This is a genomic window from Janthinobacterium sp. GW823-FHT03B06 (assembly GCF_058796955.1).
Genome location: NZ_JBXAJE010000011.1, coordinates 71,052 through 98,036 on the forward strand (window position 1 = coordinate 71,052; position 26,985 = coordinate 98,036).

Sequence of the window (26,985 nt, forward strand, 5' to 3'; positions counted from 1 at the left end):
AGCAACGATTCCACCACTTGCACCGCTGGCGGTGAACCGCCTGCCGCCAGCAGGCGCCCGCCACGCATCCTCTGATGGCGCTTACCTTGATGTAACGGGCGTCGACAGGGCCAGCGCGCTAGTCACACGCGGCCAGGCAGGCTCAGGGCTGCATCCCGGGCACTTGCATTTCCGCCTTGCGCGCCGCGATCTGGCCGCCCATGGCCAGCAGATCGAGTTGCGCCTCGCGCGCGCGCGGAAAAATCTCGCCCTCCTCTTCCTGTACGTGCTGCTCGATCTGCCTGGACAAGACCTTGACCTTGGCGTCGTACAAGTCTTCGCCGGGCGCCATGGCGACGATTTGCGCGATCAATTCCTTGGCCGAGGCGTGCTCGACGATGGCTTCGTCGATCAAGTCTTCGTTCAGGCGGCTGGCCTCGCGCACGGCCGGATAAAAGATTTCCTCTTCCGCCATCGCATGCTTGCTCAATTCCTCGCAGATTTTCAGCGCCAGCTTGCGTTTGCTGGCGAGCGACCTGTCGCTGAGCCCCTCGTACTGTTCGAACAAGTCCTTCACCGTCTGATGATCTTGCGTCAGCAGTTCGATCGCATCCATGTCTTGCATACCGGCATTTTGCTGGGAAACGGACGCTGCCTGATGGGATTGGGTGGCCATGATGTGTTCTCCAGGTGTGCAATGAAGTCCCCATTCTAGACAGGGCCATGCGGCGTGCATGTAGGAGGATTGCCAACGTCAAGGTAGGCCTGGCGGGAAGGTCAACGCGTTTCGATGCAGATCAAGCTGACCATGATAAATTTTTGCATTGCGTAAAAAATATGCGTGGTGCGCCTGCCTGCCGGCGCACCGCGCCATACGACTTAACGCAGCTGCGTGCGCTGCGCCAGCGATTCCACCAGGTCCACCGAAGGCGGCGAGCCGCCGGCCGCCAGGCAGGCGCCTGCTCCGGCCGCGACGGCAAAGCGCAAGTGCTGGCCGCCGTCCGCATAGGGCCGGTACATCAGGCTGTACAGCAAGCCGCCGATGCTGGCGTCGCCCGCGCCCACCGAGTCGACCACCTCGATGGCGGGCGGGGCCGCCTGCCATGTCTGTTCGCCCCGGTACAGCGCCGCACCTTGCGCGCCACGCGTATACAAATACGTGGCCTGCGGATTCCAGCCGCGCAGCACGGCAAACGCGCCATCGATATCGTCGTGGCGGAACAGGCCCGCCAGGTCTTCGTCCGACACCTTGATCACGTCGGCCAGCTCCGTCATGCGGCGCAGGGTGGCGTCGTAGCGCGCATCCATCATGATGCGGAAATTCGGGTCATAGCTGATTTTCACGCCAGCCGCCTTGAGCTCCTGCGCCAGCGCCACCAGCTTGCCCGCCAGCGGTTCGCGCGCCAGGCTGATGCCGCCGAAATGCACCCATTGCGCGCCCTGCATCCAGCCGGCCGGCAGCTGCGCCGCGTCGAAATGCAGGTCGGCGCTGTCGTCGCCGATGAAGTAATACGTGGGAGGATGCAGTTCATGCACGATGGCCAGCAGCGGCGATTTCGCGCGGCGCTGCAAGAAGCGCATGTCCAGGCCTGCCGCGTCGGTCGCTTGCGCCAGCGCGTCGCCGAAGACGTCGAGGCTGACGGCGCCGGCAAAGGCGCTGGGCACGCCCAGGCGCGCCATCACGCGCGCCACGTTCCAGGTCGAGCCGCCCACCTGGCTGCTCCAGGCGTCCGGCCCCGTGCGCAGCATGTCCGTCAGCGCTTCGCCGGCCGACACGAATTGTGGAAATTCGCGCGGGAAGGCGGCGCTCATACGGCACCGCCGATCACGCTCAACACTTCATAGCAGGCGCCCATGGTGTGGTAATCGGTCTTGCCGGCCGGGCTTTTCTCGTTGCTGATTTTCTGGTTTTCCGGCGTCAGGATGCGGTACCAGGCGCCGTGTTCGTGGTCGACGAAATGCTTCCAGCTGTAGTCCCATATCTTGTCGTAGCTTTGCCAGTAGGCGTCGTCGCCCGTGCGTGCGGCCAGCACGGCGGCGGCGGCGAAGCTTTCCGCCTGCACCCAGAAGTATTTGTCGCCGTCGCAGATTTCATCGTGCGGGCCGAAACCGTAGTGGATGCCACCATGCGCGCCATCCCAGGCCTTGGCCAGCGCCGTGTCGTACAGTTCGCGCGCGCGCGGCAGCAGCCACTCCGATGGTCCGGCCATGAACCTGGCGTGGCGCTCCATGATCAGGAGCAGCTTGGCCCATTCCGTGAAGTGGCCGGGCTGGTAGCCCCAGGGACGGAAGATATTGCTCTTGTCGTGCAGGTTGTAATCCCAGTCGATAGCCCAGTCGCTCTTGTAGTGTTCCCAGATCATGCCGTTGGCCAGGCCCGCCTGGCGCACCGTGATGTTGTGCGCCAGGGTTTCGGCGCGGTGCAGGTAGCGCGCCTCGCCCGTCGCCTCGAACGCGGCCAGCATGGCTTCGCACGCATGCATGTTCGCGTTCTGGCCACGGTAGCCATCGAGCGTGACCCAGTCGGCGCTGGCCACGTCCGCATACAGGCCGTGCTCGGGCAGCCAGAAGCGCTGCTCCATCAGTTCGAAGGTCTCGTCCAGGTAGGCGCGCGCTTCCGTCACGCCGGCCTGCAAGGCATGCGCATAGGCGAGCAGCACGAAGGCCAGGCCATAGCAGTGGTTGGCGCCGTCTTCGACCGTCTTGACGCCGTCTTTCCACGACAGTTGCCAGGCGTAGCCGCCCGTGTCCGGATCGCGGTGCACGTCGCGCAGGAAGGCCACGCCATGGCGCAGCGCTGCCTGGTAATCGTCGCCGCCGAAATGGCGGTAAGCCATGGCGTAATTGAAGATGAAGCGCGTGCTGCTGACCAGGTGACGCGTGGCAGCGTCGTAGACGGTGCCGTCGTCGAGGAAGAAGTGGTAAAAGCCGCCGCTCGGGTCAAACGCGCGCGGGTGGTAGAAGTGCATCGTGTGCAGGATGTGCTTTTCAAGCATGGCCCTGGAGCGGAAATCGGGATTCATGGGTCTCTCATGATATTGTTATCGATAACAATGATGATAGCATGCCGTTTCCGCCCCGTCTCGTCCACTTAGGGAGTCCTGGCCAGCCTGAGCTTTTCGCGCCACAGTGCCGCTTGCGCCGGGTCGGCCGCCTGTCCCAGCTCGCCCTTATCGTACACCTTGACCAGCCGTTCGATGGCTTCCGCGTCGCCCTGCTTCGCCGCCAGCAGGTACAACTCGAAGGGCTGGGGCGCCGGCCCTTGCCGGGTAGGGCCGCCGCGGCCCTGCTCCAGCAGCCGCGCGAAGCCCGTCTGGCCCGGGGGACTCTTGGCGATGGCCGCCATTTCATACCAGCCCAGCGCCGCCTCGTCACTCTGCGGCACGCCCTGCCCCACTTCATACGAGTAGGCCACATTGTTCAAGCCCGGCGGATCGAGCGCCTTGGCCGCCTGCATGTACCAGCCGAACGCTTCCTTGCGCTGCGTCTCGTCCTTGGCCGTCATCATCAGCCGGTAGCCGATTTCATTGTAGGCGGGAATAAAACCGTTTTCGGCATAGAACTTCAGCCAGTGCAGCGCGTGCGCCTGTTCTGCCGGACTGCTGTGGATGTTTTCAAAGTGCTGGGCCACCATGAAGTTGGCCAGTTCCACGCCTTGCGCGGCGCCCTTGCGCGACCAGTATTCGCCCAGCTTGCGGTCCACCGCCATGCCCTGCCCCAGCGTATAGGCGACGCCCAGGAATGCCTGCGCCGGGCCATAGCCGCCTTCGGCCGATTTCCGCATCCACGCCAGGCCGGCGTCAACGTCGCGCGGTGTGCCCTCGCCTTCGTGCAGCATCTGCGCCAGCTCCAGCTGGGCGGCCGCATCGCCCCCTTCGGCGGTACGGCGCGTCTTGTCGTAGGCGGTGATTTTTTCCGGCGACAGGTCGGCCGGGCGGTTGACCACGGCTTGCACCTTCGCGCGCATGTCGTCGAGGCCGGACATATCGAATTCGGCCAGCGCCGGATGCTGGCGCGGTTCTTTGGAGGGCGCAGGCTGCGCCAGCACGGGCTGCGCCAGCGCCAGGGTCAATAACAATACGATGGTCTTCATTTCTTCTCGCTTTCCGCCAGCCTGGCGCGCCATTCGGCGGCGTCTTCGGCATTCGCCTGTTGTCCCAGTTCACCCTTCACGTACACGTCGAGCATGCGCCGCATGGCGGGCAAGTCGCCGCTCCATCCCGCCCGCTCGTACCAGACCAGGGCCAGCTTGTCCGACTGCGCCACGCCCAGACCCAGCTCGTGCGCGCGGGCCAGGTTACGCATGCCGGCCGGTTCCTTTTCACGCGCCGATCTGTCATACCAGCGGAAGGCCTCGCCGCGCTCCTGCTCATCGGCGGCTGCGCGCATCAGGTGCTCGCCCAGCGCATTATAGGCAGGAATAAAGTGTTCTTCGAGCGCGGCCTTCTTCAGCCAGGTGATGGCCAGCGCCTGTTCTTCGGCAGGGCTGCTGCCATCGATGAATTCCAGCGCCAGCATGGTTTGCGCCAGCGCGTCGCCCTGCGCCACGCCCTTGCGCAGCCAGTACTCTCCCTGCACGCGGTCGATGGGCACCTTGCCGCCCACCGTGTAGGCCAGCCCCAAAGCTGCCTGCGCCGGCGCATAGCCGCCTTCGGCCGACTTGCGTATCCAGGCCATCGAGTGCGCCGTGTCTTGCGGCGCGCCGACGCCCAGCTGCAGCATGCGCGCCAGTTCCAGCTGCGCCTCCACGTCGCCCGTTTCGGCCACGCGCCGGGTTTCGGCAAATTCGGCGATGCTTTCCGGACTATGGCTGGCCGCATCGGCCCGCGCCTTGATGGCGATCAGCTGCAGATCGAGCAAGGTAGGCGAGGTTTGCGCCAGTACAGGCAGCGGCAATAGCAAAGGGAGCAGCAATAGTAATTTCCTGGTCATGCGGCGGTGTCGACAAGAAGAAAACACGCATGGTAGCCGATGCCATGCGGGACAGGTGCGCACGGTAGGCGAAGTTTGACAGGGGGCGTTGGCAGGCTTACATTGCACGGGCTCACCACTGACACAGGAATGCCATGAACCTTCTATCGAAAACCGCCCTGACCCTGCTGCTCGCCGCCGCCTGCGTGGGTGCCAGCGCCGCAGACACCCAGCTGGCCGGCTGCGCCGCCAAGCGCGAAAGCATCCGCAGCGAATTGCAGCAGGCGCAGGAACAGGGCCTGTCCGACAAGGTCGCGGGCCTGACGCGCGCGCTCGACGAAGTCAACGCCCACTGCCGCGACAACGCGCTGGTCGAACGCCACAACAAGAAGGTGCTGAAGGCGCAGGCCAAGGTGAACCAGACGGAGCGTTCGCTGCGCCTGGCCCAGGAAGCGAATAAACAGTCAAAGAAAATCGCCAAGCTGGAAGGCAAGCTGGAAAAAGCCAGGGCCGAATTGGCGGCCCTGCAGGCGCAACAGCCTTAAGCTTTCTCGCCCAGCAGCTGATAAATGCTGGAGAAATCCAGCGCGCCCGCCCCCGCCTTGCTGTGCAAGCTATATAGATTGCGCGACAGGGCGCCCAGCGGCACGCTCGCCCCGCTGGCCAGCGCGCTTTCCACGGCCAGGCCCAGGTCTTTCAGCATCAGGTCGACGCCAAAGCCGCCCGTGTAGCCGCGCGACGCGGGCACGTTCTCGGCCACGCCGGGACACGGGTTGTACACCTCCAGGGTCCAGTTGCGGCCCGAGCTTTTCGCCATCACGTCCGACACCACTTTCGGATCGAGGCCATTGGCCACGCCCAGGCGTATCGCCTCGCTGGTGCCGATCATCAAAATCCCCAGCAGCATGTTGTTGCAGATCTTGACCGTCTGGCCGCAGCCGGAGCCGCCCGCGTGGAAGATCGCCTTGCCCATGACGTCGAGGTAGGGGCGCGCCGCCGCCAGCGCGGATTCTTCACCGCCCACCATGAACGTCAAGGTGCCGTTGGTGGCGCCCGCCGTACCGCCCGAGACGGGCGCGTCCAGCATGGGCATGCCCTTTTCCTCGGCCGCGCGGCCCACCTGGCGCGCCGCCTCGGTGGAAATCGTCGAACAGTCGATCAGCAAGGTGCCGGGCCGCGCCTGCGCCAGGATGCCCGCGTCGCCCAAAGGGTTACCCAAATAAGCGCCCAGCACGTGGCGGCTGGCCGGCAGCATGGTGATGACGATGTCGGCCTGGCCTATCGCCGCGCCCTGATCGTCCGACACGAGGCCGCCGCCGTCGGCAAACTGCTGCACGCTGGCTGGCAGCAAGTCGAAACCCGTCACCGCATGGCCGGCCCGCACCAGGTTTTGCGCCATGGGTAAGCCCATGTTGCCCAGGCCGATGAAAACGATATTGGTGCTCATCGCCGCCTCCTTATTTCATCGCAATGGTGGTATTGACGCCGCTGCCGCCATCGTCCGGGGCGAACCAGCGCGCCGTGACGGTCTTGGTCTGCGTCCAGAAGTACAGCGCCTGCTTGCCGTTCGGGCCCAGGTCGCCCAGTTTCGACGCGCGCGAGCCCGTGAAGCTGAAATACGCGACGGGTACGGGGATGGCCACGTTGATGCCCACCTGCCCCACGTCGATCTCGTTCTGGAACTTGCGCCCCGCCCAGCCGGACGAGGTGAAGATCGAGGTGCCGTTGCCGTTCGGGTTGGCGTTGATGAAGGCGATCGCTTCGTCGAGCGTCTCCGTTTCGACCACGCACATGGCGGGGCCGAAGATTTCCTGCGTGTAGACGGCGTTCGACGCTGCCACCTTCGAGAAAATCGTCGGCCCCATGAAGTTGCCGCCCTCGTAGCCGGCCACCTTGTGGCCGCGGCCGTCGAGCAGCAGCTGCGCGCCCTCGTCCACGCCCGCCTGGATCAGCTTTTCCGCCCGCTGCATGGCCGCCTTGGAGACCATCGGGCCCAGGTCGGCCGTGCGGTCGCTGCCCGGCCCCACTTTCAGCGCTTGCGAGCGGGCAACGATTTCCGGCAGCCAGGAGCGGGCCTCACCCACCAGCACGACGACGGAATTGGCCATGCAGCGCTGGCCGGCCGCGCCGAACGCGGCGCCGATCAGGTTATTGATCGCCTGTTCCTTGTTGGCGTCGGCCAGCACCACGCAATGGTTTTTCGCGCCCATCATCGATTGTGCGCGCTTGCCCGATTCGCTGGCGCGGCGGTAGACATGCGTGCCCACATGGGTGGAGCCGATGAAGGACACGGCCTTGATGTCGGGATGGTCGCACAGCATGTTGACGACGTCGGCGCCGCCATGCACGACGTTCAGCACGCCCGCCGGCAAGCCGGCCTGGTACATCAGTTCGACCAGGTACATGGTCGATGACGGGTCCTGCTCCGACGGTTTCAGGACAAACGTATTGCCGCAGGCGATAGCGATGGGGAACATGAAACACGGCAGCATGACGGGGAAATTGAAGGCCGTGATGCCGGCGCCCACGCCCAGCGGCTGGTAGATATTGTAGACATCGACGCCCGTGGCCGCGTTTTCCGCGATTTCTCCCAACTGCAGGGTGGCGATCGAGCACGCGTGCTCCACCACTTCCAGACCGCGCATCACTTCGCCTTCCGCGTCGGGCAGGGTCTTGCCATGTTCACGCGTGATCAGTTCGGCCAGGGCGCCGATGTTTTCGCGGATCAGGTGCTGGTACTTGAGCATGATGCGCATGCGCGCCGCCAGCGGGGTATTTCGCCACGTTTTAAATGCTTCCTTGGCCGTGGCGACGGCCAGATTGACTTCGTCGGGCGTGGAAAACGGCACCCTGGCAACGATTTCCTGCGTGGCCGGGTTGACGACGTCGCGCCATTCCGTGCTGGCCGAGGCGTGATGCTTGCCGGCGATGTGCAGGGGGATGGAGGGGACAGAGGTGAGGGCTTGGTTCATGATTGAGGCTCCGGGTGTGCGATGTTTGTTCAGCTAAACCCAACGGCGTAAAGCTGGGGTCAGACCCGACGGGTCTGACCCCGGAATTATTTTTTAACGAGATTGCATGCCGCCCCATCCATCGGCTTGAACGCCTGGTCGGCGGGGATGGTGGACAGCACTTTCAGGTAATCCCACGCGCCTTTCGATTCGGCCGGGGTTTTGACCTGCACCAGGTACATGTCGTGGATGACGCGGCCGTCGGGGCGGATCGAGGCGTTGTTCATCACAAAGTCCTTGATCGGCAGCTCGCGCATTTTCTGGGCGACGATCTTCGAGTCGTCGCTTTTCGCGGCCGCCACCGATTTCAGGTAGTGGTAGACGCTCGAATACACGCCCGCCTGCACCATGGTCGGCTTGGCGCCCTTGTTGAGCGCCTCGAAACGCTTGGCAAACGAGCGGCTGCGGTCATCGAAATCCCAGTAAAAGCCGTCCGCGTAGACGAGGCCCTGAGCCGTTTCCAGCCCCAGCGCGTGCACGTCGGAGAGGAACACGAGCAAGGCGGCCAGGCGCTGGTCCTTGCCGCTGCCGATGCGGAACTCGCGCGCCTGCTTGATGGCGGAGACGGTGTCCGCGCCGCCGTTGGCCAGGCCGATCACCTGTGCTTTCGACCCTTGCGCCTGCACCAGGAAGGACGAGAAATCGGACGCGTTCAGCGGATGGCGCACGGCGCCCAGCACCGTGCCGCCATTGCGCTTGACGACTTCGCTGGCATCCTTTTCCAGCGAATGGCCGAACGCATAATCAACGGTGACGAAATACCAGGATTTCTGTCCCAGCTTGGTCAGCGCCGCCGCCGTGCCGGCCGCCTGCGAATACGTGTCGAACATCCAGTGGAAGCCGTTCGGCGAGCAATCCTCGTTCGTCAGGCGTCCCGTGGCCGGGCCGCTGAACATGGCGATGCCGCCCTTCTCTTTCATCAGTTTTTGCACGGACAGGGCCACCGAGGAATTGGTCAGATCGGCGATGGCGTCGACCTTGTCGCGGTCGATCCATTCGCGCGCCTTGGAGGCGGCGATGTCGGCCTTGTTCAGGTGATCGGCCGAGAGGATCTCGATCTTCATGCCCTTGCATTCGGCCTTCAGACAATCCTCGACGGCCATCTGGCTGGCGACGACGGAGCCGCGCCCGCCCATGGCCGAATACGGGCCGGACATGTCGGTCAGGATGCCGACCTTGACGACGCCATCGGAAATCTGCGCGTGCGCGCCGGTGAAAGACAGGGAAAGCGCCAGCGCGCCCATGGCCAGAACGGTTTTTTTCATGCGTGTCTCCAGGTGAACGGGTTTTCTTATATGTTTAGATGCATTCTGCATGTGTAAAAATATGCGTTCAAGTGGAATTAATGCATAATTCCTTTGCAAAAATGCACAAGGAGAACAAAGTGCTCGATTGGGACAATGTACGGGTCTTCCTGGAACTGACGCGCAGCGCGGGACTCGTCGACGCGGCGAAAAAGCTGGGCATCGACCATTCCACCGTGTCGCGACGCATGCGCAAGTTCGAGGAGCAGGTGGGCACGCAGCTGTTCGACCGCAATTACGTGGGCTACCAGCTGACGCCCGAGGGCCACCGCCTGATGGAATACGCGGAAACCATGGAAAGCACGGTGTTTGCCGCCACCGAGGAATTGGGCGAACACAACCGATTGCTGTCGGGCCAGGTGCGCCTGGGCGCTACAGAGGGCTTCGGCGCCATCGTGCTGGCGCCCCACCTGGCGCAGTTTTGCGGCAGATACCCGCACATCAGCGTGGACCTGATCGCCGTGCCCCGCTTCGTCAGCCTGTCCAAGCGCGAGGCGGACGTGGCTATTTCCATCGAGCGCCCGCTGTCCGGCCCGTATGTCGTGACGAAATTGTCCGACTACCGCCTGAAACTGTACGCCACGCCGGCCTACCTGGCGCGCCACGCCCCGATCACCAGCGTGGCGCAGCTGGCGCAGCACCCGATCATCGGCTATGTGGACGACCTGGTCTTCAGTTCGGAGCTGCGCTACATGGACAACGTGGCGCCCGATTCCCTGCGTGCGTTTCGCAGCACCAGCGTGATCGCCCAGTACCACGCGGCGCGCGCGGGCCAGGCACTGGCGATCCTGCCCTGCTTCGTGGCCCAGCAGTCGAACGAACTGGTGCCCGTGCTCGACGGCGAGATCGACCTGCTGCGCGCCTTCTGGATGATCTCGCCCAGCGAACGGCGCAACATCGCCCGCGTCAGCGCCCTGTGGAACTACCTGCGCGGCGCCATCGAGCTCAATCACGCCTATCTGATGGGCGAAACGGCCACGCCCAGCTGGCCAACTTGAGCACACTGCGGCGCGCTACACTGGCGCCACATATTAATTACTAACAACGCCTGATAAAACCGTAGCGAGCGGAAGGGAGTTGTGGTCGAGACGCGCAACTGTACGAAGGTACAGTGAGCATCGCAGGCCGCGACTACCGACGCGCAGTAGGTTTTGGCAGGTGTTTCAGGAGATCGCCATGCTGATAGATGCAAACCAGGCCGTACTGGTCATTGTCGACCTGCAAGGCCGCTTGATGCCGGCCATCCACGAGGCCGGCCTGGTGCTGGCGCAAAACCTGCGCCTGGCAAAGATCGCCCGCCTGCTCGACGTGCCCGTGCTGGGCACGGAACAGAACCGCCAGGGACTGGGGCCGAATGTGGAAGAGATCGCCACCCTGTGCGAACGGACCTTGCACAAGACGCATTTCGGCGCCTGCTTTGATGGCTTGCAGGACATGCTGCCCGCCGGGCGCAAACAGATCGTCGTCACGGGTTGCGAAGCCCATGTGTGCATGCTGCAGACGGCCATCGGCCTGCTCGGGCTCGGGTATGACGTCATCATCGCCATCGACGCCGTCGGTTCGCGCCAGGCCGCCAGCCGCGACGCGGCGCTGGCGCGCCTGGGCAAGCTGGGCGCGCAGCTGGTGACGGTGGAAATGCTGGCCTTTGAATGGCTACGCGACTGCAAGCACCCGCGTTTCCGCGAGGTATTGGCGCTGATCAAATAGGCACTCCTTTACGCAGGATCAAACCCATCGGCTGCCCGTTTGCTAGCTTGGTAACAGCGTCGCCATCTTGAACGGCGCAACTGTCCAACCGAGCTGGAGAACCATCATGGCCTATATCCTGCGGGGCAAGCTGTGCGGCTTGATCTGTGCCGAATGTCCGGAACCGTTGTCGCACGTCATCGTGCGCCTGTACCGGCCGCGCGACACGCAAAACGTCACGGCCCTGGCCGTGGCCAGCGCCAAGGAAACCTTCGCCATCCTCTCTGACGAGGAAGTGCAGGCGAAAGCCCCCTTCCTGCTGGCCGAAGCGCGCACCGATGACGACGGCAACTACAGTTTCACCCTGGAAGGCGATTACCAGGGCGAGGCTGTGGAGGTCGATATCCTGTGCCCCACCGTGCCGCATTTGAAACCGGGAACGAAAGACCCCGTGCCGCTGCAATTTTCCATCACCACCCTCCAGCCCCGCTGGCGCCAGGTCGACAACGATTTCGTCGCTGTCTGGGACTATTGCCTGCCGCAACGCTTCTGGTGCCTGGTGCGCGCCCGCTTCGGCGCCTGGACCATCTGCGGCCGCCTGCGCACCTGCGACGCGCCGCACACGCCGATCGCGGGCGCCACCGTGCGGGCGTTCGACGCGGACTGGCTGCAGGACGATGCGCTGGGCGTTGCGGTGACGGACACCAGCGGGCGCTTCCGCATCGACTACCTGACGTCGGACTTCACGCTGACGCCATTCTCGCCGTTCATCAACGTGGAATTTGCCAGCGGACCCGACGTGTACTTCACGGCGCAGCTGGGCAGCGTGACCATCCTGTCGGAAACGCAGGCCAACGGGCGCCAGCCGGGCCGCGAAAACGTGGGCCACTGTTTCTGCGTGGAATTGTGCTCGAAAGAAGTGCTACCGCCCGATGTGGAAGGCGTGCCCCACTGGCAGCAGGTGGAAGTGTTCGACATCCACCCCTTCCCTTCGCTGGCGGGCTTTTCCGCGCAAGGCTATGCGGGCGGCCCCGGCGCCTCGTACGTGTTCGCCGGCGGCGTCACGTTGAAAGGCAATTGTCCGCTGCGCAACAGCGCCATTCCCGCCAATCCGCTCGAATACCGCTTCCTCATCGGCGAATGGTCCTGGCCGGGCGGCAGCGACGACCCGACAGCCATCCCGACGGTGCCGCCCGCCAGCCTGGCGCCGCTCACGCAAGTGCTCGGCACGCTCGTCGGCTATGTGTTCTATACAAACGGACTGGGCCTGGCCGACTCGGCGCAGGTGATCGTCGATGCGGGCGACTTGAAACCGGGCGGCTGGATACGCGTGGACGGCAAGCCCGTCACCGTGGACATGCGCGACGGCACGACGGCCGTCGTCAACGTGGCGCCCAACATCTTCCTGCGCACCTTCGATTTGCTCACCGTGAATACGCCCGCCATCACCAGCCTGCATCCGGCCAAGCTGCCGGGCGGCTTGCCCATCCTCGACGCGGGCCGCAGCCTGACGGCGGCCGAAAGCGAACCGATACGCCGCTACCGCCTGGGTTTCGAAGTGCGTGACGGAAATACCCTGGCGCTCGTGGCCACGGACGGGCTCGACTCCATCGTCTTCGACAACTCGCCCGTCATCGTGGCGCTGGACCTGGAAGAATTGCGCAGCAATGCCTGCAATCCCATCGCGGGCGGCCTCGTGCATATCCTGTACACGATAGACCACCCGCATTTGCGCTTTTTCACTATCACGATTTCCAACAACAACGGCATCCAGCATCCGCCGCCACCGCTGCCGGCCGCCAGTTTCACGCCGCCTCCACCGCCCAGCAATTATCTGTTCCGCGGCGGCGCAGGCGGGCCTCACCTGTCGGGCAACAATGGCGGCTTCCCCGTCAACGTGGCGCTGGATCCGCCGTGCGCCTACAGGGTGGCCATCGGTTGGCAAACGCGGCATTACCTGGCGTCCAGCCACAGCATTGACAGGCTGTACTGCAAATAGAATAGGCTTGACTCAGAAGTAACGCACCCACGCCTGCTGCGACGTGCGCTTGTAATTGGCAAACGCGCGGCAGGGGAAGTACAGCACGGGCATCAGCAGCAAGGCCAGCAGCCAGACTTGCCAGATATGCTCGACGCCGTAGCGGGTGCCGTGATTGGCGCCCAGCACGGCCGTCAAGGTCAGGCCGATGGCCAGCAGCAGATACAGATGCAGCAAGTAGTAAAACATGGGCGCGCCGCCAAAGGTGGCGCAAGCCCGCGTGAACCCGTTATCGACGCTTTCCAGCCAGGCCAGGCCCAGCAGGCCCAGGCCCAGGGTGAACAGCAAAAAGTCCAGCGACGGCGGATATTTCGTGAAGTTCACCACGCTCATGGCCGTGCGCAAGGCCGTGTCGCCCGCCACCCACGGCAGGGTTTCGCCATACAGATTGAAGCCGCGCAGCAGGCCCAGCAGAAGCAAGCTGCCCGCGCCCAGCGCCAGCAGCCAGCGCCGCCGTCCTTCCGGTGAGCGGCTGCGCGCATACAGGGGGCCGGCAGCATAGCCGAGCACGATCACGCCTATCCACAGCAGCAGCGGATAGCTGACCTTGATCTTCATCGCACCGTCGGCCACCAGATAACCGCGTTGCAGCAGCACCGTCAGAGCGTAATAGCCAAGGCTGCCCTCTTCCGCGCGCAAGCCAGTCATCAAATGCTGGCCCGCGATCATCGCCACACCGAGCACGAGCAGCACTTTCAAGGGCAGCTTGTGCAGCACGGCCAGCGCCATCATGGCCAGGCCGATGACCCAGATCACCTGCAGGTACAGCACGGCGGGCGGAAACGCCCCGCTCCACGCGAAATTGACGAACACCAGTTCCAGCACGACCAGCAGCAAGCCCCGCTTGAACAAAAATCCCGTGGCGCTACGGGGACCGGCGGCCGGATGCGCGTACAACCAGGCGGACAGTCCCGTCAGGAAAACGAACATGGGCGCGCACACGTGGGCGGCCAGGCGCGTGAAGAACAGGGCCGGATCGACGTGGGCCGCATCCATGGGGTCGCTGACCTGGTGATGTAAAAAGACGGTCTCGCGCACATGGTCGAACAGCATGATCAGCATGACGAGGCCGCGCAGCACGTCGATGACGGCGATGCGGGTGCGCAGGGTGGCGGGAGAAGTCAGGGGAGCAGTCATTGGTTGATGTATAAAAACTTTAGTGAGTCGGCAGTGTTATTTCACCCCACCAGCAAAATCTGGGGTCAGACCCGCCGGGTCTGACCCCGGCTCTATGCTGCTGGGTTCGAACAATGATGTGGCATGTACAGAGCCCCACAGTTAAAACCGGTAATGCGCATTCAGGGTCACCGTGCGCTCCGCCCCCGGCGCCACCCACAGCTGGCTGTAGGAACTCGCATAGTAGCTGCGGTTGAACAGGTTTTCCACGCTCAGCGCGAATCGCAGTCTGGCGTTGGGCGAATACGACGCCAGCAATCTGGCCGTCGTGTAGGCCGGCAGGGTAAATTGGCTGCTGACGGCCACGTCGCCCAGGCGCTCGCCCACATACTGAAAACCGCCGCCCACGCTGGCCGTGCCCGTGCCCAGCGCGAACTGCTGCGTGGCCAGCAGGTTGGCGCTGTGGCGCGGCACGTTGGCGAAGCGGCTGCCCGTCACGATCGTATTGTCGCCGCGCGTGACGGTGGCGTTGGTGTACGCATACGCGCCCGAGACGCGCAAGCCGCGCGCCAGTTCGCCCGACACATCGAGCTCCAGGCCCCGGCTGCCCACCTCGCCCGCCGCGATGGCGAAGTCCGTGTTGGCGGGATTGGTCGTCAGCACATTGCTCTTGCGAATGTCATACACGGCCACCGTCCCCGTCAGCTTGCCCGTTTCCAGCTTGGCGCCCAGTTCATACGAGCGGCTGCGCTCGGCCGGGAAAGCCTGGTTATCGATGCTGATGCCGCTGTTGGGCCGGAAGCCCTTCGCCGCGCTCGCGTACAGCGACCACATTGTCGACGGCTGGTAGACGAGGCCCGCGCGCGGGCTGGTGGCCGACAGCGACTGGCGGTTGCTCACGTTCAGGCGATGGTTCGCCACATCCTGCGTGTAGCTGTCGCGGCGCACGCCAACGAGCGCCTTCCATTGGGCGCCCAGGTCGATCTGGTCCTGCGCGTACAGGCCGCGCGCCCGTTGCCCTTCCTGCGTGTCGATGGACAGGGCCAGCGGCGCGGCCTTGCCGCCATACACGGGATTGAAAATGTCGATGGCATAGGCATTCGCGGCGCTGGGGTTGCGCCGCAGCTGTACCCGGTGGTCGTCGAAATGATAGGCATCCACGCCGGCCAGCACCTCGTGCGCCAGCGCGCCCGTTTTGAACTTGCCCAGCACTTCAAGGCGGGCGGAGACGTCGGTGGCCGAGAAATCGCGGTGGCGGCGCTGCCGGTTCAGGGTGCGGCCATCGGCCAGCAGCTTGTTCGCCTCGGTCGAATAACCGCGCAATTCGCTGTCGCGCCAGGAAGCGCCCGCCTGCACAGTCCAGTCGTCGGACAGCGCGTGGTGGATGAACAGCTGCTGCCCCAGCGACTTGACCGTCATGGGGCCGTCGCCCGGCTCGCCCAGAAAACGCGACACGGGCACGGCGCCCAGCTTGCCGTTCACGGCCACCACGCCCCGGTCGAACGGCGCGCGCTGGCGCACCGCTTCGATTTCATACGACACGGTCGTGTGCTCGCCCGCAAGCCAGATAAACGAGGGAGAAAACAGGCTGCGCTCGACTTTCACCGTATCGCGGAAGCTGTGCCCCTCCTCATGCGCGGCGTTCAGGCGGTAGGCGAAGGTGTCGCTCAACGGTCCCGTCAAATCCAGGGCGGCGCGGCGCGTCTGGAAGCTGCCCAGCGATACGTCGGCGCTGTATTCCGGCGCGAACTTCGGCTTTTTCGTCGTGATGTTCACCGTGCCGCCCGGCTCGCCCCGGCCGTACAGGGCCGACGCGGGGCCTTTGAGCACTTCCACATTCTGCGTATTGCCGCCGTCGCGCATGCCGTTGTAGCCGCGGCTGGAACTGAAGCCGTTGACCATGTAGTCGGAACCGAAATTCGGGTCGCCCGTGAAGCCGCGCATGGCATAGCTGTCCCACAGGCCGCCCAGCGGACTTTGTTTTGAAATACCGCTGGCCAGGTCCAGCGCGCCGGCCAAAGTCGTCACGCCCGCGTCGCGCAGCAGGTCGCCGGTCAGCACGCGCACGCTTTGCGGCAAGTCCATCAATAAAGCGTCCGTCTTGGTGGCGCCCGTGGCCGACAGGCTGTGGTAGTGCTGGCGCTCGGCCTTGACGGTGACGACATCGTCGGCCTGCACATCATCGATTGCCAGTGACCAGGGGCTGGCGGCGGCAAGTAACAGCGCCACGGGGCGGCGTAAAAACACGGGCATGGAATTCCTGACGAAGGCGCAAATCAATGCAATAGGCTTGCATTATAATTGATAATCAATTCTCATTAAAGCCTTCATGAACAATCTGCGCCAAAAACTCCACGAACACCTGCACCTTGGCGGCGCGCAGCTGGCGCGGGTGGAACAGCGCCCACAAGTCCGGTCCCCGCGTGCGGAACGGCTGCAGCACGGGCACCAGGGTCCCCTCGCGCAAAGGCTGCAAGACGGAAACGGATAGCGCCTGCACGATGCCGCAACCGGCCTGGGCAGCGGCGATCATCGATTCGATATGGTCGAAAGACAAGGCGGCAGCGGGCGTGTGGGCGTACGGCTCGCCTGCTTCCCCATCCTGGAACAGCCAGGGTCGCACCTGGCGCGCTTTCGGATACAGGAAATGCAGGCAGGCAAACTGGTCCAGTTCCTGCGGCGTGCGCGGCATGCCATGCCGGGCGATGAAGGCGGGCGAGGCGCAGCACAGGTAATCCATGGTCAGCAGGCTGCGCGCCACCAGCGACGAATCCTGCGGTTCGCCGATGCGCAGCATCACGTCGATGCCCTCTTCCACCATGTCGACCAGGCGGTCGCTGACCGTCAGGCGCAGGGAAATATCGGGATAGGCGGCGGTAAAGCGGGGCAAGGCGGGCGCCATCAGATTGCGGCTCATGCTGCTGGGCATATCCACGCGCAGGCTGCCCGAGGGTTTCCCGGCCGCCTGTTCCAGACTGGATTCCAGCGCCGCCATGCCGGCCAGCACCTGGCGCGCCTGCGCGTGGCACTGCTGGCCTTCGGCCGTGAGCGACATGCTGCGCGTCGTGCGCTGCAAGAGGCGCACGCCGAAATGCTTTTCCAGCGCCGCCACCTGGTTCGTCACGGACGAGGTGGAAATGCCCAGGCGCTGCGCCGCCTTGCTGAAGCCGCCCGCCTCGACCACGGCGCAAAACACCTGCATCGCTTCCAGCCTGTCCATGCTTTTCCTTGCTGTTTTTCAGAGGATTATCCACGATTCCGCAATAGTGCATCGAGCCGCGCCCCGTTTTTCTTTGCACGCCGTGCGCCTAGACTGGGGCATCAACCCAATGGAGAACCCCATGCAAGCCCTCGTCCTCACCAGCTTCGCCACCCGCATGACCATCGAGCAGCTGCCCGTGCCGCAGCCCGGCCCCGGGCAAGTCCTCGTGCGCATCGCCGCCAGCGGCGTCAATCCGCTCGACACGAAAATCGCTGCCGGCGCCGCACCGCACGCCCGGCCCAGCCTGCCCGCCATCCTCGGCATCGACGTGGCCGGCACGGTGGCGGCCGTCGGCGATGGCGTGACGACTTTTCACGTTGGCGCAACAGTGTATGGCATGGCGGGCGGCATCGCCGGCATCCAGGGTTCGCTGGCCGAGTACGGCGTCTTCGATTCCGCCCTGCTGGCGCCCGTGCCGCCCGCGCTGAGCATGCGCGAAGCGGCCGCCCTGCCCCTCGTCTTCATCACGGCCTGGGAAGGGCTGGTCGACCGCGCCCACGTGAAGGCGGGCGACAGCGTGCTCGTGCATGGAGGCGCGGGCGGCGTGGGCCACATGGCCGTGCAGCTCGCCGTCGCCCTGGGCGCGAAGGTGTCTGCCACGGGCAGCGCCGCCAGCCGCGCCGCCATCGAAGCGCTGGGCGCGCGCTTCATCGATTACCACACCAGCACGGTCGATGACTACGTGGCCGAGCATACGGGCGGCGCCGGCTTCGACATCGTCTACGACACGGTGGGCGGCGCCACCCTGGACGCCAGTTTCAAGGCGGCACGCATGTATGGCGGCCACGTCGTCAGCTGCCTGGGCTGGGGCACGTTCGCCCTGAGCCCGCTGACGGCGCGCGCGGCGACTTACTCGGGCGTGTTCACCCTGCTGCCCCTGTTGAGCGGTGAGCATCACGCGCGCCATGGCGCGATTCTGCGCGAAGCCAACAAGTTAATAGAGGCGGGCAAGCTGCAGGTGCGGCTCGATCCACGCCGCTTTAGCTTGCGCACGGCACACGAGGCGCATGTGGCGCAGATGGACGGCAGCGCGCGCGGCAAGCTGGTGGTGAATGTGGCGGATTGAAGGCAGGCTTGTTTCTCAAGCGCGCAAGCGCTAATATGCAAGAATTAACTTGCATATTGAGGTGAGGCGAAAATGCTGCGTGAACAACTGGAAAAACTGCTGGCGCAGGGCCGCGACAGCGCGCTGCTGCGCTTGGGCCTGGGCGACGCCTGCCTGAAAGACAATGACGCCGAGCAAGCCGTCATTCACCTGGCGCAGGCGACGCAACAGCAAACAAGCTATTCCGCCGCCTGGAAGCTGCTGGGCAAGGCCTTGCTCCAGCTGGGCAGGCTGGATGAAGCGCAGGCTGCCTGGACCACGGGCGTCACAGTCGCCCAGCAGCAAGGCGACCTGCAAGCCGTCAAGGAAATGACGGTGTTCCTGAAACGCCTGCAAAAACAGCGGCAGGCGGCACAGTAAAAACGGCTTAGTGCGCGTGCGCGGCGGCCTTGGCATCAAGAGGCACTGCCTCGCCCCGTTCCTTCGCCAGGCGCTTGGCCAGCAAGCCGCCCGCTTCGGCCGCATAGGCGCGGCAGGCGTTGGCGTCGATCAGGGGATTGTCCGTGCCGCTGCGCTTGGTCGCCTTGCCCAGCACGTCCGTCGTGCCCGGATGCACGGGGATGATGATGTCGCATGGCAAGGCGGCCACCTTGGCGATGCTCGCTTCGAACGAGGCCGAAATGTCGGGCGTGCCGCCTTTGCCTGTATAAGTGAAATCGCCGCTGGCATACGGGTTCAGGCTGTCCGCATACACCACATTCAGGCAGCGTGCATCTTCGCATGAGGTCCAGGTCCACGTCGTGCCGCCGGGCGTGTGGCCCGGCGTCATATGGGCCGTGAGCACCAAGGGGCCCACCTTGACGGTATCGCCCTCGCCCACCACCTTGACCTTGGCCACCTTGGTCACATGCACGACGGGATTGGCCTGGTATTGCGGGTCATCCTTGCCATTCGTGCCGCTTTGCAGGCCCAGGGCGCCCGAGGCGCTGGCCATGACGGTGGCGCCGCTCGCCCGCTGCAGCGCGGCAATGCCGCCCGCATGGTCCCAATGGGCGTGCGAATTGAGGATGACTTTCACATCCTCGATGCGAAAGCCCAGCGCCTGGATGTTCGCGATGATCAGGGGCGCCGATTGCGGCAGCGCGCCGTCGAGCAGGATGTGGCCCTGCGGGCTTGTCACCAGCACGGCGGACAGGCCCGCCGTGCCCACATACCAGCTATTGCCATAGATATTGAACGGCTTGACGGGCGCATTCCATTCCTTGCAATTGTCGCAATTAACAGGTTTATCCTGCACCGGGGCCGGCGTCTTTGCCTGCACCGTGCCCGCCGCCATGGTCGCAACCGTAGCCAGCATCAACTTCGCCAATAGTGTCATTGTCATCTCCAGAGTGTAAAAAGAAAGGCGGCCGCACGCGCGGCGCGCCCGGGGGGGGGGGTATCAATGCATGCGGCCTGGGCTCCCGGCCAGGGTGTCGCGGATGTGTCCGGCGTCTAGCGAACGCCGCTGCGCGCCGTCGGCGTCGAGCAGCACCACGGTGACGTGCTTGCCGCCGCTGCGCATGCGCATGGTCAGGCAGCTGCCCGCCTCGTGGCTGCTGCCCGTCTTGGACAATAAAATGTCCCAGCCCTTGCCGCCGACGAGCGGGTTGGTGTTGCGCAGGGTGCGGACCTTGCCATTGACGGCCACGCTCGCTTGCGGGTGGCTGGTGATGCGCGCAATGTCCGGATAGCGCGCGGCCGCCGCGACGATCCTGGCCACCTCGCTGGCCGTCGACGTATTCGCCGGCGAACTGCCGACGGGGTCCGTCAGGTTGGTGCGGCGCAAGCCCAGCTGGCGGATCTTCGCCTGCAAGGCTTGCTGAAACGCCGCGTTGCCGCCGGGATAGGTACGCGCCAGCGCAGCGGCGGCGCGGTTTTCGGACGGCAGCAGCGCCAGTTGCAACAGCGCGCCGCGCGACACGGCCACGCCATCGGCCAGCAGGCTGTGGCGCTGCAAGGACGCATCGCCATCGGCGCGCACGATGCGCAACTGTTCGTCGGGGGCCAGGCCCGCATCGAGCACCACCATGGCCGTCATCAGCTTGGTGATCGAGGCGATGGGCACGACGGCGTCCGCATCTTTCGCCATCAGCACCTGGCCCGTGCTGTCGTCAAATACCAGCATGTGTTTCGCGCTGACAGGCAAGTCCAGCATCGCGGCGGCGGCATCGGCCAGCATCGTTCCGTTGACGGCAGGCTTGCCCTGCACCTGCAGCAGCAAGGTGGCGCAGGCCAGCAGCAAGGCGGGCACGGCCAGTTTCCAGCCGGCCGTGTCGGCGCCCGGCGCCATCAGCCGTTCGATGCGCGTCAGCAGCGCCCCGCCCCGGGCCGACATCAGCAAGCCGTGCTGGCCCGGCGCGGCAGCGTGCAGGGATAAGGCATGCAGCGCCGTGGCCAGCTGCTGCGGGTCTTGCAGCGCCTGCGCAGCCAAGGCATCGGCCACCTGTTCCCGCTCGGCCCGCATACGCGCCGACAGCCACCAGACGACGGGGTGAAAAAACAGCAGCGCCTCGGCCACGCTTTGCAGCAGGTTGACCAGGTAATCCCAGCGCCGCACGTGCGCCAGTTCATGCGCCAGCAGCGCTTCGAGCAAGGCGACGGGCATGCCGCTCAGCAAGGCGGCCGGCAGCAGGATGACGGGGCGCCAGAATCCCACGGTCACGGGGCTGGACAATCCTCCATGCAGCTTCAGCGGCACTTTCCGACTGCCGTGCAAGTCCATGCGCAAGGCCAGCGCATCGAGGCGCGCCTGCCAGATGGCCGGGGCAGCGACCGCCTGGCGGCGCAGCTTGCCGACCCAGGCCAGGCCCAGGCACAGGCGCAAACTCATCAGGGCGACACCGGCGCTCCAGGCCAGCACCAGGGCCGGCATCCACGCTTGCAGCGCGGCGCGCCAGGCGGGCGGAGCGTCCACCGTCAGCCGGGCCGGCGATGCGCCCGACAGCAGGGACAGCAGGTGCACAAAAGGAATACAAACGCACAGCAGCAGCGCCAGCGCGCAGACGGCATAGCGCCAGCGCGCGCTGGCCTGACGCAGCAGCCAGAGCAGGACGGCGGACACGGCGCCCACGATCAAGCCCTGCCAGACGAAATACAGCAAGACCCAGCCCAGCGCAGGGACCAGCTTGCCCAACTCGATGCCCAAGCGCATGTCCACATTCATGGCTGTTTGCCATCCTTGCTGCGCAGAATTTTTTCAATTTCCAGGCGTTCCGCGTCGCTCACGTGCTCGCGCAGCGCCGTCAGCACCAGCGCCTTGCCGGAGCCGGAAAACACCTTGCCGATCAAGTCCTTGAGCAGACTCGTTTGCAGCTTTTCCTGCGCATCGACGGCCGCATACAGCTGCGGCCGCTGGCTTTCGTCGCGGCTCAGCAAGCCCTTGCCATGCATCAGCTGCAACTGGCGCAGCACGGTGGCGTAACTGGCGTCGGCACGCTCTTCGGCCAGGGCGTCGTACACGGCGCGCGCGTCGGACGGACCGCGCCGCCACAGGATGCGCAGCAGATCCAGTTCGGCGGCCGTGGGATGGGGAGTGGAGGTATTTTTTAACATGACGCTAGAATACCGATTCTAGAACGCCATGTCTAGAACTTTTTTTCTAGGACATGCAAAGACTAAAATTCGCGCAAGCGGTCGAACAAGTCAAGCAAGGCCGCCACATCGGGCAGCGGCACTTGCGCCAGCACCTGCTCCAGCGCCACATAGATTTCATCGCGCTCCACCGTTTCGATGACGCTGGAACGCCGCTCGATCTGGTTGAACACGCCGACATAGGCGGTGACCATCTCCTGTGCCACGGCTTGCGCCGTCCCGGCATCGTTCGCGCCGTCGAGCGTGCGCGCCGTGGCCAGCAGCTTTTTATACGCCTGCGCGGCTTTTTTGGCATACGCCGCCGCAATGTGCGCGCGGCCATCCCAGTCGCGGAACGGATTGTCCAGGTTTTCCGCCAGCCATTCCGGCTTGCGCGGCCGCGTCACCGACAGGTCCAGACCCAGCACCGCCGCCTTTTTATAACTGGCCTTGATGGCCTTGGCGGCGTCGGCCGGCAGGCTGGTCAGGCACAGGCTGGACAAGGCCGGCAACTGCGCCGGCACGGGGAAGTCGTCGGCACCGTAGCCGAACAGTTCATACGCGGTGAAGGAGCGCAAACGGTCCAGTCTGGCGATGCTGGCCACGTTTGACGCCAGCCCCGGCTTGCCCCACACGGTCAGGTCCGTCAGCAAGGGGAAACGCTGCGCCACCATGTCGAAATCCACGGCCGGCATGGCGCTCAGCGACAGGCGCGCCAGCTGGTCGAGGCCGTGGAATGGCGTCAGGGCGCCGGAACACTGCAGGCGCAGGAAGCGCCCTGCATGCGGGTCGTCGATGCGCAGCGCGGACGACGGCGCGCCATTCAGTATCAGGGTGCTCAAACCCTCGTTCAGGCGCAGCGAGCGCAAGCCTGCGCCATGCACGACGAGACGGCTGACATTGCTGTTGCGCAAGTCGAGTTCGCTCTCCGTCGAGGATTGCCAGTGCACTTCGTTGATGATGGGGTTGCCGTTGATGTAGGCGGCCAGCGCCGCGCTGCCGTGGCGCGTCTCGATGGTCGTCAGGCAAGGCAGCTGGTCCAGTTCGGACAGGTCGCCGAGCGCCTGCAGGATATCGTCGCCGATGCGGCTCGTCTTCTGGCGCACGGCCTGGCCGCCGACCATCACTTCCTCGCTCGATGCCGCCTTGAAGCGCTGGCGCCGGGCAGGGTCGACCTGCTCCCAGCGGCGCTGGCGCCAAACGCTGTCGCCCAAGTGCCAGCCGCCGCTGTAGCTTTTCACTGCCGTCTCGACCAGCGGCGCCACATTGGCCACCAGGGTGTAATGGCGCGGCACCGTCGCGCTGGCAAAGCTGTGGTCGTGGCGCTTGTTCCAGAAATAGTAATCGCACACCAGGGGACGCATCGCCTGCACGGCGTGCGCATCGGGCAAGGTGTCGCCCGTCCAGTCCAGCTGCAAAATGGCGGCCAGCGGGGCGCTGCCGGACGCGGCATCGTCGATGGCCGTGACCTGGCAAGCCACATACTGCTGCAGCCTGTGCGAAAACACACTGTAGATATCTCCAACCTTGGCAAGCACGCTGATTTCCTTGTAGCAAACAATGAGGCCAGCACGATAGCAAAGATTGGCGGCGCGCGGCGTACGCACCGCCTGAGTGCCTGCCCTGGTCAGTCCGCGTGCAGCTTGTGATGCATGCGGCGCAAGCCCAGCCAGACGGCGGCCGCCACGAACGGCACCAGGGCGCCGACGAGGATTTCCGGATTCACGGGCAGCCCCATCACCTTGGCCGCCTTGCCCGTGTAGCTGAACAGGCCGATCACGTAGTAGGAAATGGCCGCCACGGACAAGCCTTCCACCGCCTGCTGCAAGCGCAGCTGCTGGGCCGCGCGGGCGTTCATCGATTGCAGGATTTGCCGGTTTTGCAATTCCTGCACGATGCCCACGCGCGTGCGCAGCAAGTCGTTGGTGTTGGCAATGCGCTGCGCCATCGCTTCCTGGCGGCTGGACATCGCTTCGCACGTATTCATGGCGGGCGTCAAACGGCGGTCCATGAATTCCTCGACCGTGGGGATGCCCTCGATGCGCACTTCGCGCAACTCGTCGATGCGCGCCTTGACGAGACCCATATAGGCTTTCGAGGCGGAAAAACGGTAGCTATTGTCGAGCGACAGCTTTTCTATGCGGGCCGCCAGGCGCGTGATGCGGTCGAGCAAGGCTTGCTCGGAGACGCCCTCATCGCCGGCTCCTGGGGCGTCGTCCGTATCGACCATGGCGGCGGCCAGGGTCGCCAGTTCGTTCTCGATGGCATTCAACGATGGCGCCGCCTGCATGGCATAGGGCAAGCCCAACAAGGCCATCATGCGGTAGGTTTCGATTTCCAGCACGCGCTGCACCAATCGGCCCGACTGCTGCGAGCGCATGCCCGCATCGCGGATGACGAAACGGCTGAAGCCGTCGGACTGGATGGTGAAATCCGTCCACAATTCGCCGCCCTGCAGCACCTTGCTGCCGGCCAGGGTATTGCCCTCGAACACGCGCGACAAACCTTGCATGAAGATCTCGGCCGGCTCCGTCGCCTGCTCGAGCACCACGTGGGCCGCCACCATCAGCTTGCCCTTCAAGCCCACCAGCCATTGTTGCGGCAACTGTTCCAGGGGCATGCGCTCGAACGCCTGCTCCAGTGGCAAGGCGGCGCCCGGATGTTCGGCGAAGGTAAACGTGGCAAATTCCGTATGGCATTCCCATTTCAGGCGGAAGCGGCCAAAGTCGTAATAAAAATACTTGGCTTCGGCAGCGGGCGGCGTGACGCCGAAATGCGTGCACAGGGCCGCCAGCGTGGCGTGCTGGGCCGCCATATTCGACGCACCGGGCGCCGCGCTGTCATCTTTATACACGGCAAGATGGGTGATCAGCTCGGGGGCGTCGAGCTGCAAGAACGGCCGCGAGTGGATTTCCGCAGCCAGCGGCACGCGCAAGGCGTGGTTCAAACTGGAGTTAATCAAGTGCATGATAGCCAAAGGTAAAGTTGCAAAACTGCTTAGACCCGCGCGCGTGCTGTGCTGTCCGCAGCGGGGGTCTGATTGTCACAGTGTAACAAAGCAGAATGCATGCCATCCTTTTCCAGGGCCCGTCATATTGTTTTAACAACCCCTGCCACGCCCTGCCCCGCCCCTTGCCGGCTGCCCAGCCACCAGAATGCGGCGGCCAGCACGACGGCCGAAGCCTGTCCCAGCGCCAGTTTGAATGCGCTGTCGAACAGCAACGGTGCGACAAAACCGGACACCAGCGCAAACACCAGCATTTGCACGAAGTTTTGCAGGGACGCGGCCAAGCCCCGCATCTGCGGGAAAATGTCGAGCGTCGACATGGTCATGCCCGGCAAGGCCAGCGACATGCCGAACGCGTACAGCATCACGGGCACGACGGCGAACGGGATGCTGGCCGAAAACCAGTGGTTGTAAGCAATATTGATCGCCCCCGTGGCCGCCATGGCCAGCAAGCCCCAGCGCACCAGCACGGTGCTTTTCACCACGTGGGCCAGCTTGCCCGACAACGCCGAGCCCAGCACCAAACCGGCCACCATGGGAATGAACATCCAGCCAAACGCCGTTTCCGGCAGATGCAGCAATTCCAAAATAAAATGCGGGGCCGAGGCGATGTACAGGGCAAAGCCGCCAAAGGAGAAGGCCACGGCCAGCGAACGCAAGAGGAAAGCCCGGTGGCGCAAGGCCAGCCAGTAATTGCGCGCGATATTGCCTGGATGGAAAGGCTGACGTTGCTCGACGGCTAAACTTTCCGGCAAGCCTTTCAGGCAGGCGAGCGCCAGCAGCACGGTGACGGCAAAGGTGAACACGAACGTCGATTGCCAGCCGTAGGCCACGTGCAGCCAGCCGCCGATGATGGGGGCGATGGCCGGCGCGATGCCGAACACCATCATGATGTTGGCCAGCATCTTTTGCGCGGCCGCGCCAGCTAGACTGTCGCGCACGATGGCTTGGCCGATCACCCTGCCCGCGCCGGCCGAGGCACCCTGCATGCCGCGGAAGAACAGCAGCCAGCCAAAGCTGGGGGCGAAGGCGGCGCCGATGGAGCCCACGGCAAAGATCAGCAAGGATGCCAGGATCACGGGACGGCGGCCGAACGAGTCGGACAAGGTGCCGTAGAACAAGGTCATGAAGGCATAGGCGGCCAGGTAGACGCTCAGGGTTTGCTGCACCAGCACGCTGCTGACGTCGAAATGCGTGCCGATCGCGGGAAACGATGGCAGGAAGGTATCGGTGGCGAACGGGCCCAGCATGGCCAGACCGGCCAGCACCAGGGTCAGGTTTCTGGTTTTCATGCGCCCGCCTGCACAGCATATTGGCGGCGCAAGCCGTCGAGGGCCGCCAGCGAGAACGCAGCGACATGCTGCGCAATGCTGGCGGTGCCAGTCTCGTCATAGGTAATTTCCGGCGCCACCAGTTCATGCACGATTCGCGAACGGGCATAGAACACAGCCTGGCCAATCACGCTGAACACGCATTTCTGCACCACGTCCGCCGGCATGGCCTCGCCCACCACGCCACGGATCAAGCCTGTAAACAGGGCGTGGTGCGCGCGCACATCGCGGTCTGCCAGCATGTGGATGGCGGACGTGGGTTCGATCAATTCACGCGCCACCAGGCGGCTGAACAGCGAAGCCGCTCCCGGGCGCAGCATGTCGAAGACCATCGATTCTATCGCCAGGCGCAACTGTTCCACGGGCGGCAGCTGCGCCTGCGCGCTGGCGGCGGCCACGTCCGCAGCCGAGGCGCGCGCCAGTTCGCGCGCATGGTCAAAGGCGGCCAGATACAGCTCTTCCTTGCCATGAAAATAATAGTTAACCATCGCCACGTTGACGTGGGCCGCCTCGCAGATCCTGCGCACGGACGCGAGCTTGTAGCCTTCGTCGGCAAACAGCTGGACCGCCGCCTGCAGGATGCGCGTGCGCGCCGTTTCGACTTCTTCTGTCATGCCATTCCCATCATTTAAACATCTGTTTAATATTATCCGGCATTGTATCAAACAGCTGTTTAATTTTCA

At 64.5% G+C, this 26,985-nt stretch carries 24 protein-coding genes; 6 read left to right on the forward strand and 18 right to left on the reverse strand.

Annotated features, from left to right (window positions below):
* Positions 1-142 precede the first annotated feature (142 nt).
* From AC1RBA_RS26000 to AC1RBA_RS26020, 5 genes are all read right to left on the reverse strand, one after another.
* Positions 143-595, reverse strand: a complete 453-nt coding sequence (locus AC1RBA_RS26000; RefSeq protein WP_070310706.1) for a hemerythrin domain-containing protein — start codon at positions 593-595, stop codon at positions 143-145.
* Between the two features lie 263 nt (positions 596-858).
* On the reverse strand, positions 859-1,791 hold the full coding sequence (locus AC1RBA_RS26005) for a carbohydrate kinase family protein (RefSeq protein ID WP_492420271.1): 933 nt from the start codon (positions 1,789-1,791) through the stop codon (positions 859-861).
* Complete coding sequence (locus AC1RBA_RS26010; protein ID WP_492420273.1) at positions 1,788-3,002, reverse strand: AGE family epimerase/isomerase; 1,215 nt, start codon at positions 3,000-3,002, stop codon at positions 1,788-1,790. The genes AC1RBA_RS26005 and AC1RBA_RS26010 overlap by 4 nt, the downstream gene beginning before the upstream one ends.
* Before the next feature lie 68 nt (positions 3,003-3,070).
* Complete coding sequence (locus AC1RBA_RS26015; protein WP_492420275.1) at positions 3,071-4,072, reverse strand: tetratricopeptide repeat protein; 1,002 nt, start codon at positions 4,070-4,072, stop codon at positions 3,071-3,073.
* Positions 4,069-4,893 (reverse strand): tetratricopeptide repeat protein, encoded by an 825-nt coding sequence (locus tag AC1RBA_RS26020; RefSeq protein ID WP_492420277.1) that lies wholly within the window; start codon positions 4,891-4,893, stop codon positions 4,069-4,071. Before AC1RBA_RS26020 ends, AC1RBA_RS26015 begins: the two co-directional genes overlap by 4 nt.
* Before the next feature lie 152 nt (positions 4,894-5,045).
* Between AC1RBA_RS26020 and AC1RBA_RS26025 the strand changes: the two genes are divergently transcribed.
* Entirely contained in the window at positions 5,046-5,435 is a 390-nt protein-coding gene (locus AC1RBA_RS26025) for a DUF1090 family protein (protein WP_492420279.1), read from the forward strand.
* Here AC1RBA_RS26025 and mmsB read toward each other — a convergent pair.
* The 3 genes from mmsB to AC1RBA_RS26040 form a co-directional block, all read right to left on the reverse strand.
* Entirely contained in the window at positions 5,432-6,337 is a 906-nt protein-coding gene (gene mmsB / locus AC1RBA_RS26030) for a 3-hydroxyisobutyrate dehydrogenase (protein WP_492420281.1), read from the reverse strand. The genes AC1RBA_RS26025 and mmsB overlap by 4 nt on opposite strands.
* 10 nt (positions 6,338-6,347) lie before the next feature.
* Complete coding sequence (locus AC1RBA_RS26035; protein WP_492420283.1) at positions 6,348-7,862, reverse strand: CoA-acylating methylmalonate-semialdehyde dehydrogenase; 1,515 nt, start codon at positions 7,860-7,862, stop codon at positions 6,348-6,350.
* 86 nt (positions 7,863-7,948) lie between these two features.
* A complete protein-coding gene (locus AC1RBA_RS26040) occupies positions 7,949-9,166 on the reverse strand; it encodes an ABC transporter substrate-binding protein (RefSeq protein ID WP_492420285.1) in 1,218 nt (405 codons plus the stop codon).
* 119 nt (positions 9,167-9,285) lie between these two features.
* Here AC1RBA_RS26040 and AC1RBA_RS26045 point away from each other — a divergent pair, with 119 nt between their 5' ends.
* From AC1RBA_RS26045 to AC1RBA_RS26055, 3 genes are all read left to right on the forward strand, one after another.
* Entirely contained in the window at positions 9,286-10,203 is a 918-nt protein-coding gene (locus AC1RBA_RS26045; protein ID WP_492420375.1) for a LysR family transcriptional regulator, read from the forward strand.
* Between the two features lie 178 nt (positions 10,204-10,381).
* Positions 10,382-10,912 (forward strand): isochorismatase family protein, encoded by a 531-nt coding sequence (locus tag AC1RBA_RS26050; RefSeq protein WP_492420287.1) that lies wholly within the window; start codon positions 10,382-10,384, stop codon positions 10,910-10,912.
* A 106-nt stretch (positions 10,913-11,018) separates the two neighbouring features.
* Complete coding sequence (locus AC1RBA_RS26055) at positions 11,019-12,890, forward strand: carboxypeptidase-like regulatory domain-containing protein (RefSeq protein WP_492420289.1); 1,872 nt, start codon at positions 11,019-11,021, stop codon at positions 12,888-12,890.
* 12 nt (positions 12,891-12,902) lie between these two features.
* Here the strand turns inward: AC1RBA_RS26055 and AC1RBA_RS26060 are convergent, their stop codons facing one another.
* The 3 genes from AC1RBA_RS26060 to AC1RBA_RS26070 form a co-directional block, all read right to left on the reverse strand.
* A complete protein-coding gene (locus tag AC1RBA_RS26060) occupies positions 12,903-14,066 on the reverse strand; it encodes an acetyltransferase domain-containing protein (RefSeq protein WP_492420291.1) in 1,164 nt (387 codons plus the stop codon).
* Positions 14,067-14,207: 141 nt separating this feature from the next.
* Positions 14,208-16,298, reverse strand: coding sequence for a TonB-dependent siderophore receptor (locus AC1RBA_RS26065; protein ID WP_492420293.1), 2,091 nt, complete (start codon positions 16,296-16,298; stop codon positions 14,208-14,210).
* Positions 16,299-16,353: 55 nt separating this feature from the next.
* Positions 16,354-17,265, reverse strand: coding sequence for a LysR family transcriptional regulator (locus AC1RBA_RS26070; RefSeq protein ID WP_492420295.1), 912 nt, complete (start codon positions 17,263-17,265; stop codon positions 16,354-16,356).
* A 121-nt stretch (positions 17,266-17,386) separates the two neighbouring features.
* Here AC1RBA_RS26070 and AC1RBA_RS26075 point away from each other — a divergent pair, with 121 nt between their 5' ends.
* Together AC1RBA_RS26075 and AC1RBA_RS26080 are read left to right on the forward strand one after the other, a co-directional pair.
* Positions 17,387-18,373, forward strand: a complete 987-nt coding sequence (locus AC1RBA_RS26075; protein WP_492420297.1) for a zinc-dependent alcohol dehydrogenase family protein — start codon at positions 17,387-17,389, stop codon at positions 18,371-18,373.
* Between the two features lie 72 nt (positions 18,374-18,445).
* Positions 18,446-18,772, forward strand: a complete 327-nt coding sequence (locus AC1RBA_RS26080) for a tetratricopeptide repeat protein (RefSeq protein ID WP_492420299.1) — start codon at positions 18,446-18,448, stop codon at positions 18,770-18,772.
* A 7-nt stretch (positions 18,773-18,779) separates the two neighbouring features.
* On the opposite strand, the gene bla is transcribed toward AC1RBA_RS26080, so the two are convergent.
* The 7 genes from bla to AC1RBA_RS26115 all read right to left on the reverse strand — a co-directional run bounded on the left by bla (position 18,780) and on the right by AC1RBA_RS26115 (position 26,916).
* Positions 18,780-19,709, reverse strand: a complete 930-nt coding sequence (bla, locus tag AC1RBA_RS26085) for a subclass B3 metallo-beta-lactamase (RefSeq protein WP_492420301.1) — start codon at positions 19,707-19,709, stop codon at positions 18,780-18,782.
* An 84-nt stretch (positions 19,710-19,793) separates the two neighbouring features.
* Positions 19,794-21,557: a M56 family metallopeptidase gene (locus AC1RBA_RS26090; protein WP_492420303.1), complete on the reverse strand. Its 1,764-nt coding sequence runs from the start codon at positions 21,555-21,557 to the stop codon at positions 19,794-19,796.
* Positions 21,554-21,946: a BlaI/MecI/CopY family transcriptional regulator gene (locus tag AC1RBA_RS26095; RefSeq protein WP_070310901.1), complete on the reverse strand. Its 393-nt coding sequence runs from the start codon at positions 21,944-21,946 to the stop codon at positions 21,554-21,556. Before AC1RBA_RS26095 ends, AC1RBA_RS26090 begins: the two co-directional genes overlap by 4 nt.
* A 62-nt stretch (positions 21,947-22,008) precedes the next feature.
* Complete coding sequence (locus AC1RBA_RS26100) at positions 22,009-23,502, reverse strand: hypothetical protein (RefSeq protein WP_492420305.1); 1,494 nt, start codon at positions 23,500-23,502, stop codon at positions 22,009-22,011.
* An 89-nt stretch (positions 23,503-23,591) separates the two neighbouring features.
* Positions 23,592-24,932: a DUF3422 family protein gene (locus AC1RBA_RS26105; RefSeq protein WP_492420307.1), complete on the reverse strand. Its 1,341-nt coding sequence runs from the start codon at positions 24,930-24,932 to the stop codon at positions 23,592-23,594.
* A 122-nt stretch (positions 24,933-25,054) separates the two neighbouring features.
* Positions 25,055-26,263, reverse strand: a complete 1,209-nt coding sequence (locus AC1RBA_RS26110) for a multidrug effflux MFS transporter (RefSeq protein ID WP_492420309.1) — start codon at positions 26,261-26,263, stop codon at positions 25,055-25,057.
* Positions 26,260-26,916: a TetR/AcrR family transcriptional regulator gene (locus tag AC1RBA_RS26115; protein ID WP_070310906.1), complete on the reverse strand. Its 657-nt coding sequence runs from the start codon at positions 26,914-26,916 to the stop codon at positions 26,260-26,262. The genes AC1RBA_RS26110 and AC1RBA_RS26115 overlap by 4 nt, the downstream gene beginning before the upstream one ends.
* Positions 26,917-26,985: the final 69 nt, after the last annotated feature.